At 44.5% G+C, this 17,269-nt stretch carries 12 protein-coding genes; 8 read left to right on the top strand and 4 right to left on the bottom strand.

Translation table 11 applies throughout. The features are described 5' to 3' along the window. Positions 1-8: 8 nt before the first annotated feature. Genes P0M11_RS12970 through P0M11_RS12955 form a run of 4 tightly spaced genes read right to left on the bottom strand, consistent with a single transcriptional unit; the run spans position 9 to position 4,096 of the window. On the bottom strand, positions 9-1,100 hold the full coding sequence (locus P0M11_RS12970) for a DUF3810 domain-containing protein (protein WP_275626040.1): 1,092 nt from the start codon (positions 1,098-1,100) through the stop codon (positions 9-11). Next, positions 1,072-2,841 carry an MFS transporter gene (locus P0M11_RS12965; protein ID WP_275626039.1) on the bottom strand — a complete coding sequence of 590 codons (1,770 nt, stop codon included), beginning with the start codon at positions 2,839-2,841 and terminating at the stop codon, positions 1,072-1,074. Before P0M11_RS12965 ends, P0M11_RS12970 begins: the two co-directional genes overlap by 29 nt. 33 nt (positions 2,842-2,874) lie before the next feature. After that, positions 2,875-3,606: a lysophospholipid acyltransferase family protein gene (locus P0M11_RS12960; protein ID WP_275626038.1), complete on the bottom strand. Its 732-nt coding sequence runs from the start codon at positions 3,604-3,606 to the stop codon at positions 2,875-2,877. 31 nt (positions 3,607-3,637) lie between these two features. Continuing rightward, positions 3,638-4,096 carry a GtrA family protein gene (locus tag P0M11_RS12955; protein WP_275626073.1) on the bottom strand — a complete coding sequence of 153 codons (459 nt, stop codon included), beginning with the start codon at positions 4,094-4,096 and terminating at the stop codon, positions 3,638-3,640. Between the two features lie 210 nt (positions 4,097-4,306). On the opposite strand from P0M11_RS12955, the gene P0M11_RS12950 reads away from it, so the two are divergent. The 8 genes from P0M11_RS12950 to P0M11_RS12915 all read left to right on the top strand — a co-directional run bounded on the left by P0M11_RS12950 (position 4,307) and on the right by P0M11_RS12915 (position 16,730). Further along, positions 4,307-4,549: a hypothetical protein gene (locus P0M11_RS12950; RefSeq protein ID WP_275626037.1), complete on the top strand. Its 243-nt coding sequence runs from the start codon at positions 4,307-4,309 to the stop codon at positions 4,547-4,549. 82 nt (positions 4,550-4,631) lie between these two features. Next, the gene (locus P0M11_RS12945) at positions 4,632-5,495 is read left to right on the top strand and encodes a BadF/BadG/BcrA/BcrD ATPase family protein (RefSeq protein WP_275626036.1); all 864 of its coding nucleotides are present in this window, start codon (positions 4,632-4,634) and stop codon (positions 5,493-5,495) included. 21 nt (positions 5,496-5,516) lie between these two features. Beyond that, positions 5,517-7,802, top strand: a complete 2,286-nt coding sequence (locus P0M11_RS12940; RefSeq protein ID WP_275626035.1) for an NADP-dependent malic enzyme — start codon at positions 5,517-5,519, stop codon at positions 7,800-7,802. 78 nt (positions 7,803-7,880) lie between these two features. Further along, positions 7,881-8,156 (top strand): hypothetical protein, encoded by a 276-nt coding sequence (locus tag P0M11_RS12935; RefSeq protein ID WP_275626034.1) that lies wholly within the window; start codon positions 7,881-7,883, stop codon positions 8,154-8,156. 110 nt (positions 8,157-8,266) lie between these two features. Further along, positions 8,267-8,851 carry a Holliday junction branch migration protein RuvA gene (gene ruvA, locus P0M11_RS12930; protein WP_275626033.1) on the top strand — a complete coding sequence of 195 codons (585 nt, stop codon included), beginning with the start codon at positions 8,267-8,269 and terminating at the stop codon, positions 8,849-8,851. Between the two features lie 22 nt (positions 8,852-8,873). Continuing rightward, positions 8,874-15,890 (top strand): cell surface protein SprA, encoded by a 7,017-nt coding sequence (gene sprA / locus P0M11_RS12925; RefSeq protein ID WP_275626032.1) that lies wholly within the window; start codon positions 8,874-8,876, stop codon positions 15,888-15,890. Positions 15,891-16,006: 116 nt separating this feature from the next. Continuing rightward, positions 16,007-16,384, top strand: coding sequence for a glycine cleavage system protein GcvH (gene gcvH, locus P0M11_RS12920; RefSeq protein ID WP_275626031.1), 378 nt, complete (start codon positions 16,007-16,009; stop codon positions 16,382-16,384). A gap of 55 nt (positions 16,385-16,439) precedes the next feature. Beyond that, the gene (locus P0M11_RS12915; protein WP_345774367.1) at positions 16,440-16,730 is read left to right on the top strand and encodes a VanZ family protein; all 291 of its coding nucleotides are present in this window, start codon (positions 16,440-16,442) and stop codon (positions 16,728-16,730) included. The last annotated feature ends 539 nt before the right edge of the window (positions 16,731-17,269 follow it).

Here is a 17,269-nt window from a genome sequence, read left to right as displayed (position 1 = left end):
TTCTTTTTTTAGCGTTTAAGCGCGTTCGTTTCTTCATAACGTACCAGCAAATTCACAAAATAGGAATAGGTTACGGCACCATCCTGTCGGTTCGATTTAAGAAACAGGTCATTGGTCATCCCAAAGAATTCCTCCAGCCAGCCTTCATGTTTTTTCCTGAACATCAGTTCTGCCATACGGTCGCGTTTCATACCGGGAGAATAATTCCGCAAGACCTCTTTCACAAATTCCGGATCGGATTCCACCAGGGCATTCAGCAAAGACTTCAGCACATAATAATAAGTACTGTATCTAAGGTTGGGATCACCGGAGTGCTTTCCCGTCAGGAAGGCTATGAAGTTGGCCTCCTGTTCGCGAGCAAATCCGGTTTGATGGGCATGCTCGTGTGCCAGCGTAAATGGAAGGTAGGTGGAAGGCAGTTCCGGATTATACTGAGCTTCGGCTGTGAAGGGGTTGTAATATCCCTGAATTCCCGTATAACTTATTATGCGGCTGAAGAGACTGGGCTTAAAGGATAAGACTGAATCCCCATTATTCACCATATTATATAGCACGCCTTCATTTTGAAATTTAACAATTGTATGCTGAATTTTTACGGGGTCGTAAATCTTAAAAACACCATTCCGGTCTTCTTTTACTTCAAGCTTGCTTTCGCGGGAAAGTTCAAGATACCGTAAAGCTAACTTCTTAAGTTTTTCATCTGTGATTTCCACTTCCGGTAATTGGTCGCTGATGGGCTTCTGGAAGTAAAGCATGCCCCACCATATATGATAGGTGAAGTAAAGTAGATTGAGCAGTATAAGCAGGGACAGCACTGAACGATTTCTCAGCCTTCTCCGGCCAAGACCATACAGGATCAGCCCAAACGCTATTACAAGGGTAATATATAATGCATCGCCTACTGAAAATCCTGCACCTGCAAAAATCCGCTGATGGACATCCTTTTGCCAGGCAAAAAACCGCTCGAACAGTGAAACCATCCTGTCTGACTTCGAAAGCAGGTAAAACAGAACAGCCTGGGCAAGTAAAATACCTGCCCAGAACCTTTTTTTATGATATGTCTTTCTGCTGTCAGTGCGCACGTTCTGTTTCCAGATCATCAACATCTATACCCTGTTTGTGCAGTGCTTTCTTAGCCAGATAGGCGAAGACGGTAATATAGACAAAGCATAAAACCGGGATAATGTAGGAGCTGTGAATACCGATGATGTCGGAAAGTTTACCCTGCAGCGGTGGAATGATACCGCCACCCAGGATCATCATTACTAAAAATGCGGAACCCTGTGCTGTGTATTTGCCAAGTCCTGTAATGGCCAGTGCAAAGATGGAGGGCCACATGATGCTGCAGGCCAGTCCGCCCGACAGGAACGCATAGATGGCTATATTACCCGTGGTAAACAACCCGATAAGCATAGCTGTTATACCGAATGCACCGAATATGATCAGAGTTAGTGCAGGTTTATTTTTGGTAAGCAGGAAAAGGACTATTTGTATAAATACGCAGATGACATAATAATACAGGTGCGACATATCCTTTTCGGCAATGGTATTGATGCCAATGATTACCAGAAAGGCAATCAGCGGGACTACGATGGTAGCAGCGATTTGCTGCTGCTTGGTTAAGTTGAATACACTTATAGCTCCGGTCCACCGGCCGATCATTAAACTTCCCCAATACATGGAAATGTAGGGCGCCAGATCTGAAGACTGATGTCCGCCGAATTCCGGCAAACTTAACAGTTCTCCCAAATTACTTCCTATCGCCACCTCAACTCCCACATACGCCAGAATTCCAAGCATACCCAAAACAAGTTGTGGGTATTTCATTGCGCCCCAGCCCTCGGGTTGCTTTTTGGACTTTACATTGGCAAAAACAAGGCAAAGTACCACAGCCAGCAGCGCCCCTGTCAGGTAAATCATCCTGGTTCTTTCCAGCGGATGTTTGATCGCTTCCATCTCAGCAGTTTTTACAGCAATCGCGTTCGCTGTGGCTTCCCGGTCATCTCCGCTTGGCTGTGCAGCAATGCTGCTGTTCAGGGTTGTGATCTCGGTGTTAAGTACTTCAATTCTCTTTGCTGAATCTGAGTTATAACTTGCGAAAACTGGGATAAAGCAGATAATCACCAGTAAAGTCATAATGATGAGGTTCGTTCTGGCTTTTCCGGCGTTCTCCATCGGTTCATTGATGATTCCTGCAGGCAACTTCTTTGAGAAGTAAAAAATCCCGGCTGCGATCAGGAAAAGCGCACCCACGGCCGTATACAGTAGGATTACCTTATCCAGGGCCAGGTGTTTGATCTGGTCGTCATCTACAGTGGCGGTGGTGCCGAAGAGCGCCAGACCTACGATGATGGGACCGATGGATGTACCGAAGGAATTGATCCCACCCGCCAGATTTTGGCGGCTGGCACCTGTTTTAGGGTCTCCCAGTAAGATGGCAAATGGATTTGCAGCGGTTTGCTGAATGGAAAATCCCAGTGCAACTACAAAAAGACCAATGAGCATACCGTAATAGACATTACTCTTCACCGCAAATATCATAATAGCAGCACCCACTGCCGAAAGCAGAAGGCCATACACGATACTGTTTTTGAAACCCCACCGTCCAATGATGTCAAAACCCTTCAGTGTGCTGCCTATGAAAAGTACAAGGGCGCCCAGAAAGTAGGCGGTATAGAAGGCAAAATCAATAAGCTGCGACTGAAACTGGTCCAGCGAGAAATAGTTCTTGCAGAAGGGAATGAAAATGCTGTTTCCGGCAGCGATGAATCCCCAGAAAAAGAACACCAGAATCAGGGTGTACAGTGCTGGATAATTGGTAGGTTGGTTTTTTGCAGACATAGAGTTAAGGTTTCTTTTAACAAATATAATTTTTTATTGTTTGGAATAATGCTGCTCCAGGGTGCTTTTAATTTCGCGGAAACAGGCCGGCTTCATTTCATTCACGCTGGTTGGCTCCATAATCTTGTTCAGATATACAGTTACTTTACCGGGATGCCCTTTTCCGTTGTCAAAGGGAAACATTTCCTTTAAACCGGCAAATGTGTACACTGCGATGGGGAAATCATGTTTGGTGGATAATATAAATGCACCGTCCTTAAATTCGTCCAGCAGAATATTTGGATCTTCGGCTACACCGCCTTCCGGGAAAATAACGATGTTTTGGCCGTGGCTCATCTTCTCGGCAGCGCGACGGTAGACATCAGCGCGGCTTTTCGGACTTTTTCTGTCTACCAGGATGGCGATCCGTTTGTACAGAATTCCGAAAATGGGAATTTTTGCAAGTTCCGCCTTGCCAATGAAACAGACCGGATGATGCTTGTGCAGTACGGTCATCAGCATGATGTCAATAGTTGAGGTATGGTTGGCAATGAAGATATAGTTTCGGTTTCTGTCCAGTTTTTCGCTTGTTTTTCTGATGAGGCTGTAGCGGAAGCCCATCCCGAAAAAGACAATGACGCAGAAAAGCCAGATAAATACATAGGCATATTTAAAATCCTTTTCGCGGATGGAAAGCAGAAGAACCGGGATGCAGAATAAGATGATGAAAACAAAGGCCAGCAGGATAAACCAGGCGCGCCATATATAATTGAGGATATGGGTCATAATTTCGCGTAAAGGGTCAAAAATAGGAATTTTATCCGTTGAAGATCACCCTTTTTTTTAGGGTATAGTTGATGATGGATACCAGTCCAATAGCCGAAATCTTACTGATCATAATAGGACTGAGGGTGTAGAAGCCCAGATTCAGATTATCGCGGAACACAAAATAGTAGAATATCTGGAAGACTGTTAAACTGAGAAGTGTTGAGAAAAAGGACACAAACATAAAATAAGCAAACTCCCGTCTCCTGGAATGTTTACCCCTTTCGAACACGAACCATATACTCAGAAAGTAATTGAAGAAAATGCCGCAGGTAGTGGAGAGGATGTTACTGAGCGGGTAGTGGATGCCAAAAATATTCTCTTCCCAGGCCAGGACTTGAGGCAGAAAAAGACTGAAAACCTTAAAACTTCCGATTTCTACAACTGCACTTGCCCCTCCTGCAAAAATAAACGATAATACCTGTTTTTGTTTCAACAGCAGTTGCTTCATCATAATTGGAAAAGTACAAATTTACATATAATGTTAAATGTTTTAAAATTGTGTTAAACTATTTTTTTGCGTTCCATTTCTTTCTAACTTTATTTTTTCATAATGGAGCGTACTTTGTAACAAGCTTGCTTTCAATGTGTTGAAAGCATGTGCCAAGCCTGCCTTTGGCTCTCCCTTTCATCATTAATTAATTTAGTAAGACTGACTGAAATGAAAAATCCCAATCCATACAGAAAATTCCGGGGCCAGCAGGACAAAATTGCTGTGCTGGAAAAGACCAATCCACGTTTCAAAAGAGTGTTCGATGAGTACGAACTTCTTTCTGAAGAACTCTGGAAGCATGAAACTACAGAAGGTGTCAGTATTCCCGATGATTTCATTAATTCTTTTAAACTGCAGACAACTTTTCTGGAAGATGAAATTGAGTCATGGTTGGTGGAACGCGCGGGATGAAGTAGGCGCTTCGGTATCCAATATACTGCTACATCATAAATTTATTCCTATTTTAGCGCTTCGTTTTCCTAAAAGATGAAATATGATAGCTATTGTTGATGGCGGTTCTACCAAATGCGACTGGGTCGTTTTGGATAAATTTGGAAACTTGTTCCTGAAAACCGAAACTACAGGCTTTAATCCGAATATAATCAGTCCCGAACTAATTGTTCCGGAAATTGAGAGAAACCAAAACCTTCTCACTGTTAAAGACAGTATGCAGAAGGTTTTTTTCTATGGCTCCGGTTGCGGCGTGGCCGAAAATGCCGCCGTGGTTGACCGGGAGCTTCGGAAAGTATTCCGTAATGCTGAAATTGTGGTTAAGGAAGATCTCACTGCAGCTGCCTATGCTGCCTACAACGGCAAGCCCGCGATTATCTGTATTTTGGGTACGGGTTCCAACTCCTGTTACTTTGACGGAAATGTGGTAAGGCGGGAATTGCCTTCCCTTGGCTTCCTGATTGGTGATGAGGGCAGCGGCAGCGCAATGGGCAAGCACCTGCTTAGGCGCTTCTTCATGAAAAAACTCCCGCATGACCTTCATATCAAGTTTTCGGAACGCTATCAACTCACCATTGAGGATGCGCTTAAACATATGTATCACAGCCCGCGCGCTAATGCGTATCTGGCTGATTTCAACAAATTCGTCGTGGAAAACAAATCACATCCCTATTTCCAGAATATGGTTTTCGACGAAATGAAAAATTTTCTGGATTACCAGGTCCTGCCTTACGAAGAGGCAAACAGTTCGGAGATTAACTTCATAGGTTCAATAGCCTTTTATTATGAGGATATCCTGCGCGCCGCCGCCGCCGAACTTAATCTTAGGGTAGGGACCGTGGTGCAGAAACCCATAGAAAGTCTGGTAGCGTATCATAAAAAATACCTTCTGCCGGAACTTCATTAATATATTGTTAAAATCTTCAGAATGTCAATCAAAACAAACAGAGACGAAAAAAACTTTAACCAGGCAGCCCTGGATTACCATAGAGCAGAACCTAAAGGGAAAATAGAAGTAATCCCTTCCAAACCACATTCTTCCGCACGTGATTTATCGTTGGCTTACTCGCCCGGAGTAGCGGTTCCATGTCTGGAAATTGAGAAGAATCCTCAGGCAGTATACGATTATACCGGAAAAGGCAATCTTGTAGCCGTAATATCAAACGGTACCGCCGTTCTGGGTCTTGGAGATATTGGTGCCGAAGCGTCTAAACCTGTCATGGAAGGTAAGGGCCTGCTGTTCAAGATATTTGCAGATATCAATGTCTTTGATATTGAGATCAATGAAAAGGATCCCGATAAATTTATCGATATCGTGAAAGGCATCGCACCCACATTCGGCGGTATCAACCTGGAAGATATTAAAGCTCCGGAGGCTTTTTATATAGAACAGCGCCTGAAAGATGAGTTGGACATCCCACTGATGCACGACGACCAGCATGGAACGGCCATCATTTCCGCCGCAGCTCTGATCAACGCCCTCGAAATTGCCGGGAAGAAGATAGATGAGGTAAGGCTGGTGGTAAACGGGGCCGGTGCCGCAGCTATTGCCTGTACCAAACTCTATCTGGAACTGGGCCTGAGGAAGGAGAATATACTGATGTGCGACAGCAAAGGTGTGATCCATCAGGACAGACAGAATCTAACGCCGGAAAAGCTGGATTTTATCGCCAATACAAACTTGCGCACACTGGAAGAAGCTCTAGTTGGTGCCGATGTCTTTATCGGACTTTCCAAAGGTGATGTGATGACCCCCGCGATGCTGAATACAATGGCCGTAAATCCTATAGTTTTTGGTTTGGCCAATCCAACACCCGAGATCGACTACGATCTTGCCATGCAAACCCGCCCGGATGTCATAATGGCCACTGGACGCAGCGATTATCCTAACCAGGTGAACAATGTACTGGGTTTCCCTTATATTTTCCGGGGAGCGCTGGATGTTCAGGCATCCACCATTAATGAAGCGATGAAGCTGGCAGCGGTGCTGGCGATTGCTGAACTGGCTAAAGAGCCTGTGCCTGAAGCCGTTATGCTGGCCTATAATTCACGTAATTTAAGTTTCGGCAGATCTTATTTCATACCTAAACCTTTTGATAACCGCCTCATTACCACAGTTTCAATCGCAGTTGCGAAGGCCGCGATGGAAAGTGGTGTTGCCGGCAGGCCTATTGCAAGTTTTGAGGACTACGAGACCAGCCTGCTGGACCGCATGGGCCGCGACGAAAAGCTGATCCGGATGATGCAAACCCGCGCCAGGTCCAATCCGAAACGTGTTACATTGGGCAATGCAGAGGAATATAATGTGCTGAAAGCTGCGCAAATTCTTTACGAGGAAGGCATTGCGCATCCAATTTTGCTTGGTGACAAGAAATTCATCAAGGAACAGATGGAAACCTACGGGATCAACCTCGATGTCCCCATCGTGGATCCGATAGACGATGACCAGAAGGAAAACCGTATTAAATACCGTGAGACCCTCTGGAAGTTGCGCCAGCGGAAGGGAATGAACGAATATAAAGCAAAGCGGTATGTAAGGCAGCGCGATTATTTCGGTCCGCTTATGCTTAAACATAACGATACCGATGCTCTAATCGTCGGTTTTTCCAAAAACTACACTTCGGTCCTTAGACCTGTTCTTAAGGTGATTGAAAAAGAAAATGGGGTAGAGAAGATCGCGTCTATGATGATGATCCTGTCTGGCAAGAAGCCGATTTTCTTTGCAGATACATCGGTTCAGGCCAATCCAAGCGCAGAAGATCTGGTAAATATTGCCCGGATGTCGGAGAAAACCGTGAAATCTTTTGCTATTGAACCACGGATCGCAATGCTGGCGTACGAAAATTTTGCCTCCATTTCAGAAACCTCCCGTAAAGTATCCAAAGCGGTCTCTATCCTGCACGAAAAATATCCCAAGATGATTGTTGACGGAGAAATCCAGCCGGATTTTGCGATGAACGCAGATCATTTGGCCGACTATCCTTTCTCCAAACTTGGTAGTACACCTGCCAATACCTTCGTTTTCCCTAATCTCGAAAGTGCCAATATCGCTTATAAGATTATCCGCGGAATGAAAGTGGCTCAGGTGGTAGGTCCAATACTGATGGGCTTGAAACAGCCGGTGCATGTACTTCAGATGCGCGCCAGTGTAGACGAGATTGTCAACCTTGCCACCATTGCCGTGCTGGATGCGCAGCGCAGAGAGGCGAAATAATTGGGTTGAAGGTCTGTTGCTGTATTTATATTTATCAGTATCTTTGTCAATATATGTCAGTATCAGTATAACAGAGATATGGAAATAGAAACTTTAAAGAAGCATTCTTCGGCATCGCAGTTCACGACTTTGCTGCTCTATATTGCGCAGGGCCTTGTAAGGAGAATTGAAACTTTTAAATTCACGGAATTATTAATCTTATTGGCAGCTGTTAATTTGGTATATGCGTTCTGGGCACTTTATGGAGTTGTCCGTTATGGAAATGAAACATCCAGACCGAAACGGCAACTTTTGAGCAGTGTTCTGACTGTCCTTACCGCCGGAGGATTATTCGTCCTGATTATGTTGATGTAGTATTACTGTCAGCATACTTGTACATCGCAAATTATCAATCAATGCAGCTTAACAGGCTGCATTTTTACTTTGTCGCCATTTTCCTATATTTGGATACTTCAATTTTTAACATGATTTACTCCTTAAAAGGTTTAGTACAGGAGCTTACCCCCACTTACGCTGTTCTGGATGTTGGAGGCGTTGGTTACTATACCGGTATCAGCCTTCAGACTTCACACCGCATGACCCAGGGTGCCGAAACCTTGCTGTTTATTCAGCAGATCATCCGCGAGGATGCACAGCTGCTTTTTGGCTTCTATACCAAGGAAGAAAAAGAACTTTTTAACCTGCTCATTTCTGTAACCGGCGTAGGTCCGGCCTCGGCGCTTATTATGCTTTCTTCGCTCAGCCTGGAAGAGATTGCAAACGGTATTCAAAGTGGTAACAGTGTGCTGCTTCAGAAAGTGAAAGGGATCGGTGCCAAAACCGCCGAAAGGATTATTGTAGACCTGCGTGATAAGGTATTAAAATTCAACGTTTCAGGTGAAAATATTTCTACATTTGTAGATAATAAAGTAAAGGACGAGTCGTTATCTGCATTAGAGGTTTTGGGTATACCAAAGAAGATGAGTGAAAAAATTGCAGACCGTATACTTAAGCAAAATCCCGACCTTTCCGTAGAAGATTTGGTAAAACAAATTTTAAAAAACATTTAATATTTTGGTAAAAAACAGCCTCTTGCTCTATAAACTGCTCGCCGTATTTTTTCTGTGTTTCTCCCTCTCAACCTACGCGCAGCAAACTCCTGAAAATGAAGCCTCAGTGCGGACGGAATATGAACTTCCGGACCCTACCGTTTACGAAGGTTTTTACGATATTAAGACGGGGATGTACTATGTGTATCCCAAAATTGGTGATATCGTAACCGGACCGCCGTTTGTAATGACGCCAAAGGAATACCAGGATTTCATGATGATGCAGGCTTCCCGAGACTACTACCGTGACAAGTCCGACCGTTACAGCCTCATGTTCCGCAAGGATGTGGACGAAGCACGCCGGCAGGGAATTCTGCCTACGCTGAGTGTACGGAATAAGATTTTCGAAAGTATTTTTGGCGGAAACAAGATTGAAATCATTCCTTCCGGTTTCGCCTCTTTTGATTTGGGCGGCCTCTACCAAAAAATTGATAATCCGCTGATTCTGCCTCAAAACAGGACCAGTTTCGCTTTTGACATTGAGCAGCGTATACAGCTGGGATTGCTGGGGAAAGTAGGTGAAAACCTGCAGCTTAAGGCTAACTATGACACCCAGAGCGGCTTTGCGTTCGAGAACAGGATGAACCTTGTTTGGCAGGCCAAAGGCACCTGGAAAGACCTGCAGAGCAAAGGATTGAATGATCCTACTACAGGTGGTGAAGATAAGTTTATAAAAAGAGTTGAGTTCGGTAATGTGAATATGCCGCTTTCCACCAGTCTTATCCGTGGGTCAGAGTCACTTTTTGGTATTAAAACTGAATTCCAGGCCGGCAAGACCTACGGAACCGTGGTCTTTTCCCAGCAGCAGGGCGAGGCACGTAATATCGTTGTACAGGGCGGTGGTGTAATGAGCACATTTAAAATCAATGCGATTGATTATGAGGATAACCAGCACTATTTCCTGGGGCATTATTTCCTGAATGACTATGATCAGGCCCTACTGAATTACCCGCAAATCAATTCCCGGATCAACATCAACCGTATTGAAGCCTGGGTATTGGATCAGGGCAACGGCAACCTGTCCTATCAGAAAAGTATCGTGGGAATCCGTGACCTGGGAGATGGAATTTCCGGACTGCCGGATAATTCACAAAACAACCTTTACCAGGCAGTGAACGGACTTGGGCCGGGTCTTAGAGACGTTAATACTGCTTACAATACCATAAACGGTCAGGCCTTGCCAAACGCCGCAGGTGGCACAGAAACTTATCAGGACGGTGAGCATTTCATCTTTAACCGTAAAGCCCGCCGACTGTCCGAAAACGAATTCCGTTACCATCCTCAGTTGGGTTACGTTTCGTTAAATCAAAAACTTAATGACAATCAGCTTCTCGCTGTCTCTTATTCCTATACTGTAAGCGGCTCCAACCAGGTTTATAAAGTTGGTGAATTCTCCGAGGAGAGTCCCGTGGTGATTACCAAAGTGCTGAAGCCGAATACCAATGTGAAAACAACATCACCAATGTGGGACCTGATGATGAAGAACATGTATTCGCTGGAAAGTATGCAGGTAGACCCGGACAATTTCATGCTGAACATCTACTACCGTGACACGCAGACAGGTGGAAAAGTTAACTATCTTCCCAATACTCCGGTTCAGGACATCAACCTGCTGAAACTTATGAATTGGGACCGGCTGAACCTGAATAACGATTTACAGTCCAGCAATGGTCAGCTGGGCGACGGTATCTTCGATTTTGTGCCCAATATCACCATCCGTCCGGAAGATGGGCGGGTTATCTTTACAAAGGTGCAGCCTTTCGGTAGCCACCTTGCGTCTGTCCTGGGCAGCAACGATCCTCAGTATGTTTTCACCGACCTGTATACACAGCAAAAGCAGGTAGCATCGCAAAGCAATCTGGCACTGCGTTATACCATGGAAGGAAGATATAAGGGTTCGCAGGGACAGGGAATTTCACTTGGTGCTATAAATGTGCCGCAGGGTTCGGTAAAAGTTACTGCCAATGGCGTACAGCTTACAGAAGGGGCGGACTATACTGTGGATTATATGCTCGGACAGGTAACCATCATCAACGAACAGGTTAAACAAAGCGGTCAGGCCATCAATATCTCACTGGAGAACCAGCTTACTTTCAATACCCAGCGCAAACGTTTCCTGGGACTGAATTTGGAAAGAAGATTCAGCGACAACTTCATCCTGGGCGGTACGGTAGTGAATTATTCCGAAGCGCCACTTACCCAAAAGGTCAATTTTGGTCAGGAAGCCGTGAACAATACAATGGCAGGCATTAATCTGATGTACAATAATCAGCTGCCTTTCCTCACCCGACTTGCCGATAAAATTCCTCTGGTCAATACTGAAGCTCCGTCCAACCTTAACTTCAAAATGGAAGGGGCCTATCTTATTCCGGGTCTGAACAATGCCATAAACAACCAGTCTTATATTGACGATTTTGAACAAACCACATCAAGAATTTCTTTAAAGGAACCTTCAGCATGGTCCCTGGCTTCAAAGCCTGAAAAGAATCAGCTGGATCCGGTTTTTGCCGGCGCCGGACAGAATAATACGTTGCTTAATGGGTACGGCAGAGGTCTGGTTACGTGGTACAATATAGATCCAAGATTCTGGGGAGTGGGTGGCGATGCTCCAAACGGCATAGATGCCCAGGCAGTTTCCAACCATGCGTCGCGTCGCGTGCGTGTACAGGAACTTTTTAACAGTAAAGATCTTGTTGCCGGCGAGCAGGTTTTCACCAATACTTTCGACATCACTTATTATCCACAGGAACGCGGACCTTATAATGCCAATCCGAATCCCGAAACCACACAGCAGCGCTGGGGTGGACTGATGCGTCCCATTTCTGTCTCCAATTTCATCAACTCAAATATCGAATATGTTGAATTCTGGATGATGGACCCTTATGCCGACGGCAATAATCTTGGTGCAAACCCCAAAATGTTACTGCAATTGGGTAACGTTTCCGAAGATGTACTGAAAGACGGCCTTATGCAGTATGAAAATGGTTTGCCTACACCATCTGCACCCACAACCGTTTCCAATTCAAATCTGGGTGTTCAGCCTAAGCAACCGCCTATCCTTTATGCCTTTTCAACAGAAGGTACTGAAAGAACGCAGCAGGATTTAGGCCTGGACGGCCTGGATGCCGGTGCTGAATCACTGATGTTCGGGACGTCGTTTATAAATCCTGTGACCAACCTTCCGGATCCGGCTGCCGACGATTTTGTTTTCTACCTTAATGACCAGTTTCCGGGTAACCTGGCATCGTCCGTTCGGGAACGTTACCGGTATTTCAGAAATCCTGAAGGGAATTCCAGAAGCAATTCACTGGAAGTAGCCTCCCAAACACCGGATGCGGAAGATGTAAACCGTGATTTCAACCTGGACCAAAGTGAGTATTACAACCAATACGAAGTAAATCTGGATCCTGCCAGCCTTGCTGCCGGGCAGACCAATCATATTGTAGACGAGAAAACAGTTCCCGTTACTTTTGAGAACGGAACTACAAGCGATGTAAAATGGTACCTCGTGAGAATTCCTGTAGCGGACTATGTGAGTACAGCCGGTGATAATGACCCTTCCGTACTCAACAATGTACGTTTTGCCAGACTTCTGCTTACCGGTTTCGATGAGACTTCCACAATAAGGTTGGGGACGTTTGACCTGATCCGCTCGGACTGGAGAAAGTATACCAAGAATATCTTCCCTACTTTAACCGGAGGCGGAACCGATGAGGGAACAACACTTGTAAACAATTCCAACTTTGAAGTTGGGAGTGTAAATCTGGAGGAAAACGGACTGAACCAGCCACCTTACGTATTGCCTCCGGGAATTGACCGCCAGGTGCTGAGCGGTAACGCAGGTGCACAGCGTCAGAACGAAGGCTCACTTTATATGAAGGTAAAAGGTCTTTCCAATGAATCTCGTGGTGTATTCAAAAATACAAGTCTGGACCTTAGAAGGTTCAAGAAGCTGAAACTTTTTGTTCATGCCCAGAACCTGAACGATGCAGATCCCTTCCAGAATACAGTGGATCCCAACACGAAGTTCTTTATCCGTATGGGTAGTGATGCTACAGACAACTACTATGAATATGAAGCATCGCTGAAGTACACGCCTAAGACAGCGGTTTCACCCCTGGATATTTGGCCCACCGAAAACGAAGTGGATCTTGAGGTGCAGAATTTTGTGGATGCAAAGATCCTGCGTGACAAATCGGGTGCACAGATCATGGACCGTTACCAGTACATGCAGTACGGAGATGAGTATAAGAAAATCTTCATCAAAGGACGTCCGACTTTGGGCGGAATTACCACTATTATGGTCGGTGTGCGTAATGAAATCAGGGGAACAGGCAAAGACCTTATCCTATGGGTTAATGAAATCCGCCTTTCGGATATTGAGAATAAAGGTGGCTATGCCGGAAATGCAAGTTTGAATTTCAACCTGGGTGATTTTGCCCTGGTGAATACGAATGCTGCCTATTCTACAATTGGTTTTGGTAATATAGATTCACGTCCCGCCGAAAGGACACAGTCTACCCAGTCGGCATTCAATGTTAATGCGTCTGTAAACGTGGATAAATTCCTTCCGGAAAAAACGGGTATCAAGATTCCGGTTAATTATTCCTATTCCCAAACCATTGAAGATCCGAAGTACAATCCGCTCGACAATGATGTGGAATTCAGTAAAGCTGCAAACAGGGAACAGCTTAAGGATGTTGCGCGCACCTATACTCAGCAGCGGAGTTTAGGTGTCGTGAATATGCGTAAGGAAAGGATGAATCCACAGCGGAAACCAAGACCGTATGATGTGGAGAACCTCTCGCTTACCATGGTTTATAATGACGATTACTTCCGCGATATATATACTAAGAATAATTACAGACAATACCTGCGCGGAAATCTGGACTACAATTACAATTTCAAACCGTGGGTTCTGAGGCCGTTCCAAAAGATGATCAGTGATACAGCTAAGTCTGCCAAATATTTAAGATGGGTGAAGGAATTCAACATAAATCCTGTTCCAACTAGACTGTCATTCCGTACAGACATTGACCGTAATTACAATGAACTTGAATTCAGGAATATTGAGGCTTTGCTGAACGGTAATCTGGGCAGCGATTTTGATGTGCTGAAAAACCGGAATTTCTATTTCGGCTGGCAGTATGGTCTGGGTTGGAATTTTACCAAATCTCTCAAACTCGAAGTGAACTCAGTGATGCGTACCCTGAATGATAATCTGGATGTTAATCAAATGGATAATAAATCCATCTTTCAGAATATGTTCCGCGCAGGCCGGCCTGTTCTTTACAACCACCGGATTCAGGCCAATTACCGTTTACCTTTTGAATATTTGCCTTTCATTGACTTCATTGACGCCGAACTTGGATATGGCATGACCTACAACTGGAACTCACGCTCTACTGCATTACTAACAAGTCCCGAGGGGAGTCTGGGCACCATTGGCCAGAATACCAATACAGTTGTTGCCACGGCCTCAGCGGATTTTCCTAAACTCTTCAGTAAACTGAAATACTTCCGCGACATCAATACTACAATGCAGAAAAGAAGACGTGAAATTGATTCCCTAAACACCGTCTATACTGCCCAGTGGGAGAAAAGGAGATTCAGGTATAAGGATTACAAATTCAAAAACAAACTTAATATAGGCCAAAGTCTGGCATATGGTCTGGCATCCATCAGACAGTTGGATTTCAGCTACAACGAGAACAGCGGAACTGTTTTACCAGGACTGCTTTCTGCTCCAAACTGGTATGGTTATGGCCAGACACTTGGTGGACCTACAGCAGGTTTCCTTTTGGGTTCACAGGCAGACATCAGAAGGATCGCTTTGGAAAACGGCTGGATCAGCACATCCAGTTATATGACGGATCCATATATACAGATGCGTAACCGGAATATCACCGCCAATCTTCAGCTCATGCCGGTTAGTGACCTGCGTATAGATTTTAACGTATTACATAACTATACGCGTAACTTTACGCAGGCCGGATTTAACGACCCGCAAAATCTGACAAGGCAATATCATGATTATGCTTTTGCGAATGACTTTATCACCTACAGTAATTCAGCATTATTGTTTAACACTTCCTTTATGGCCGGAGATGAAATTTACCGGAACATGATCGCCAATGCACGCGCCATTTCCCAGCAAATGAACACACCAATTGTTGCAGATGGATTTAAAGACGGTTATGGTTTAGGAAACGCCTACGTATTGATTCCGGCATTCCAGGCCGCTGTAGAAGGAAGAAACCCTGACGGCTTGTTGGGTGATGCCCGTAAATCCGGTTTCCCGCTCCCTAACTGGAGACTGGTGTATTCCGGTTTGCGCAATTTCCCCCTTATCAATTCCTATTTTGCTAAATTTGATATCCTTCATTCTTATAATGCGACCCAGGTTTCCACGGGTATCCAGTCCAATATTGATTATTTTAACGATCCAACCCAAAGGGACGTGAACGGTAACTTTGTCAATCCTTTTACATTTGCGCAGGTTGGTTACGAGGAAAGGTTTGCCCCACTGATCGGGGTAGATTTAACCATGCGGAATAATATTCAGTTACGGGCGCATTACAACCGGGACCGTATGTTTATGCTGGGATTGGTGAATAACACCATGACCGAAGATTCCGGTACAGACTATGTGGTAGGTTTTGGATACATCATTAAAGATTTCCGTTTGGGTGGCCCACCGGTTCGCCGTCGCGGTGCATCAAAACTGAATACCGATCTTAATATCCGCGGCGATTTCCAGCTTAGGGACAACAGAACCAGAATAAGCAATATTCTTTTGAATGATTCGCAGATCACTGGCGGGCAGAGACTCTTCAGCATTAAGATCACAGCAGACTATAATGCCTCGCAGAATCTTAACCTGATGCTGTTCTACGACCAGATGATGACAAAGTATAAGATTTCCACCGCATTTCCGCTATCCACGGTACGTGCGGGTATACGGGCTACCTTTACTTTTGATGGCGCCGGCGGATTTTAATCGGTGCGTGTGCAGGAGTTCGGGTGGGCGGTGTCCACCTGCCTGCGTTGCAGCTATTGTGATTTTGCTTGCCGCTCTCAATATCTTTAATTAATTTTGGAGAAATAATTTTTAAGATGAACACACCAGCTGAATTAAAGTACACCAAAGACCATGAATGGGTTAGAATTGAAGGTAATACCTGTACCATTGGGATTACAGATTTTGCACAGGGCGAACTAGGCGATATTGTTTTCGTTGATGTTGATACTGTGGATGATGAATTGAGCTCCGGTGATGTTTTTGGCAGTGTAGAGGCAGTTAAAACGGTTTCGGATCTTTATATGCCGGTTTCCGGTATGGTAACTGAGTTCAACAGTGCCCTGGAAGACCAGCCTGAACTTCTTAATACAGATCCTTATGGTGAGGGCTGGATTATAAAAGTTCAGATTGACGGAGATGCGGATCAGTCTTCTCTGATCACAGCAGAGGAATACCAGGCGACACTTGGATAAGGTTTCAAAGATATTTGTTAAGATTTTGCCCATTTATTGGGCATTTCTTACTTATATGCTTTTAAGACCGGGCAGTCAGAACGTGGATTACTGGTTTGTATTTCAGGGAATAGATAAAATCATTCATCTGTCCACCTTTATTGTTCTGGGATTTAGCTTCATGGCAGCCTTTCCAAAAACCAGGTTCAGTAACTTCCTTATGATTATGTTTATTTATGCAGTGCTTACAGAGATACTGCAGGATCAGATGAACCTGGGCAGGTCTATGGAGCTTTATGATCTTCTCGCTGACACGGCGGGCGTATTGCTCGGGCGGCTGCTCTTCAATAAAACCAAACAGTTTTAGATATAACGCGATTCCGGCTCCAGCCGGAATTTTTTATAGTTATCTATATCTGCTGAGGGCGGATTTAAAGGGGTTTTAAGAGGTTAATTTTAAAGTTATGAGTCCATTTACACTTTGTGGAAAACTGTTGCGATGTTGTAAAGGTCTGTATATAAGCTTTTAATGAAAATATTTATCCACAATTCGGTCTCATGTTGTTAATTTATTTGCAAAGTGGGATTTTGTTACCATATCTTTGCAGTCACTTAACAGTGGAGCAGAAGTAGTATAAATATACAGGGTTAAAAAATATTTAATATTTTTCTTGTGTAGTTAAAATTAAGTTGTACTTTTGCAGTCCCAATTCGAGGTAACGAGAAAGGGGGAAGCGCAGGAGAGACTTAAGGGTTAGATCTGAGAGAGGAGGTTAGTTAAGAAGGGGGTTTGCTGAACAATACAGTGAATATCCGGACTTAAAAATTTCTTAAAAAAGATTTGGTCATTTAAAAAATAGTTTATACTTTTGCACTCGCAATTCAGAGGCACAACGACAGAAGATG

It is taken from the genome of Kaistella sp. PBT33-4 (assembly GCF_029194425.1).
In the GTDB taxonomy this organism is placed as follows: domain Bacteria; phylum Bacteroidota; class Bacteroidia; order Flavobacteriales; family Weeksellaceae; genus Marnyiella.
This window is presented reverse-complemented; position numbering and strand designations above follow the sequence as displayed.

Coding starts and splice junctions, on each gene's coding strand:
- P0M11_RS12955 (WP_275626073.1), bottom strand. CDS start 4,096: ATGAAGCAACTGCTGTTGAAACAAAAACAGGTATTATCGTTTATTTTT.
- P0M11_RS12950 (WP_275626037.1), top strand. CDS start 4,307: ATGAAAAATCCCAATCCATACAGAAAATTCCGGGGCCAGCAGGACAAA.
- P0M11_RS12945 (WP_275626036.1), top strand. CDS start 4,632: ATGATAGCTATTGTTGATGGCGGTTCTACCAAATGCGACTGGGTCGTT.
- ruvA (WP_275626033.1), top strand. CDS start 8,267: ATGATTTACTCCTTAAAAGGTTTAGTACAGGAGCTTACCCCCACTTAC.
- P0M11_RS12965 (WP_275626039.1), bottom strand. CDS start 2,841: ATGTCTGCAAAAAACCAACCTACCAATTATCCAGCACTGTACACCCTG.
- P0M11_RS12935 (WP_275626034.1), top strand. CDS start 7,881: ATGGAAATAGAAACTTTAAAGAAGCATTCTTCGGCATCGCAGTTCACG.
- gcvH (WP_275626031.1), top strand. CDS start 16,007: ATGAACACACCAGCTGAATTAAAGTACACCAAAGACCATGAATGGGTT.
- P0M11_RS12960 (WP_275626038.1), bottom strand. CDS start 3,606: ATGACCCATATCCTCAATTATATATGGCGCGCCTGGTTTATCCTGCTG.
- P0M11_RS12915 (WP_345774367.1), top strand. CDS start 16,440: ATGCTTTTAAGACCGGGCAGTCAGAACGTGGATTACTGGTTTGTATTT.
- P0M11_RS12970 (WP_275626040.1), bottom strand. CDS start 1,100: ATGATCTGGAAACAGAACGTGCGCACTGACAGCAGAAAGACATATCAT.
- P0M11_RS12940 (WP_275626035.1), top strand. CDS start 5,517: ATGTCAATCAAAACAAACAGAGACGAAAAAAACTTTAACCAGGCAGCC.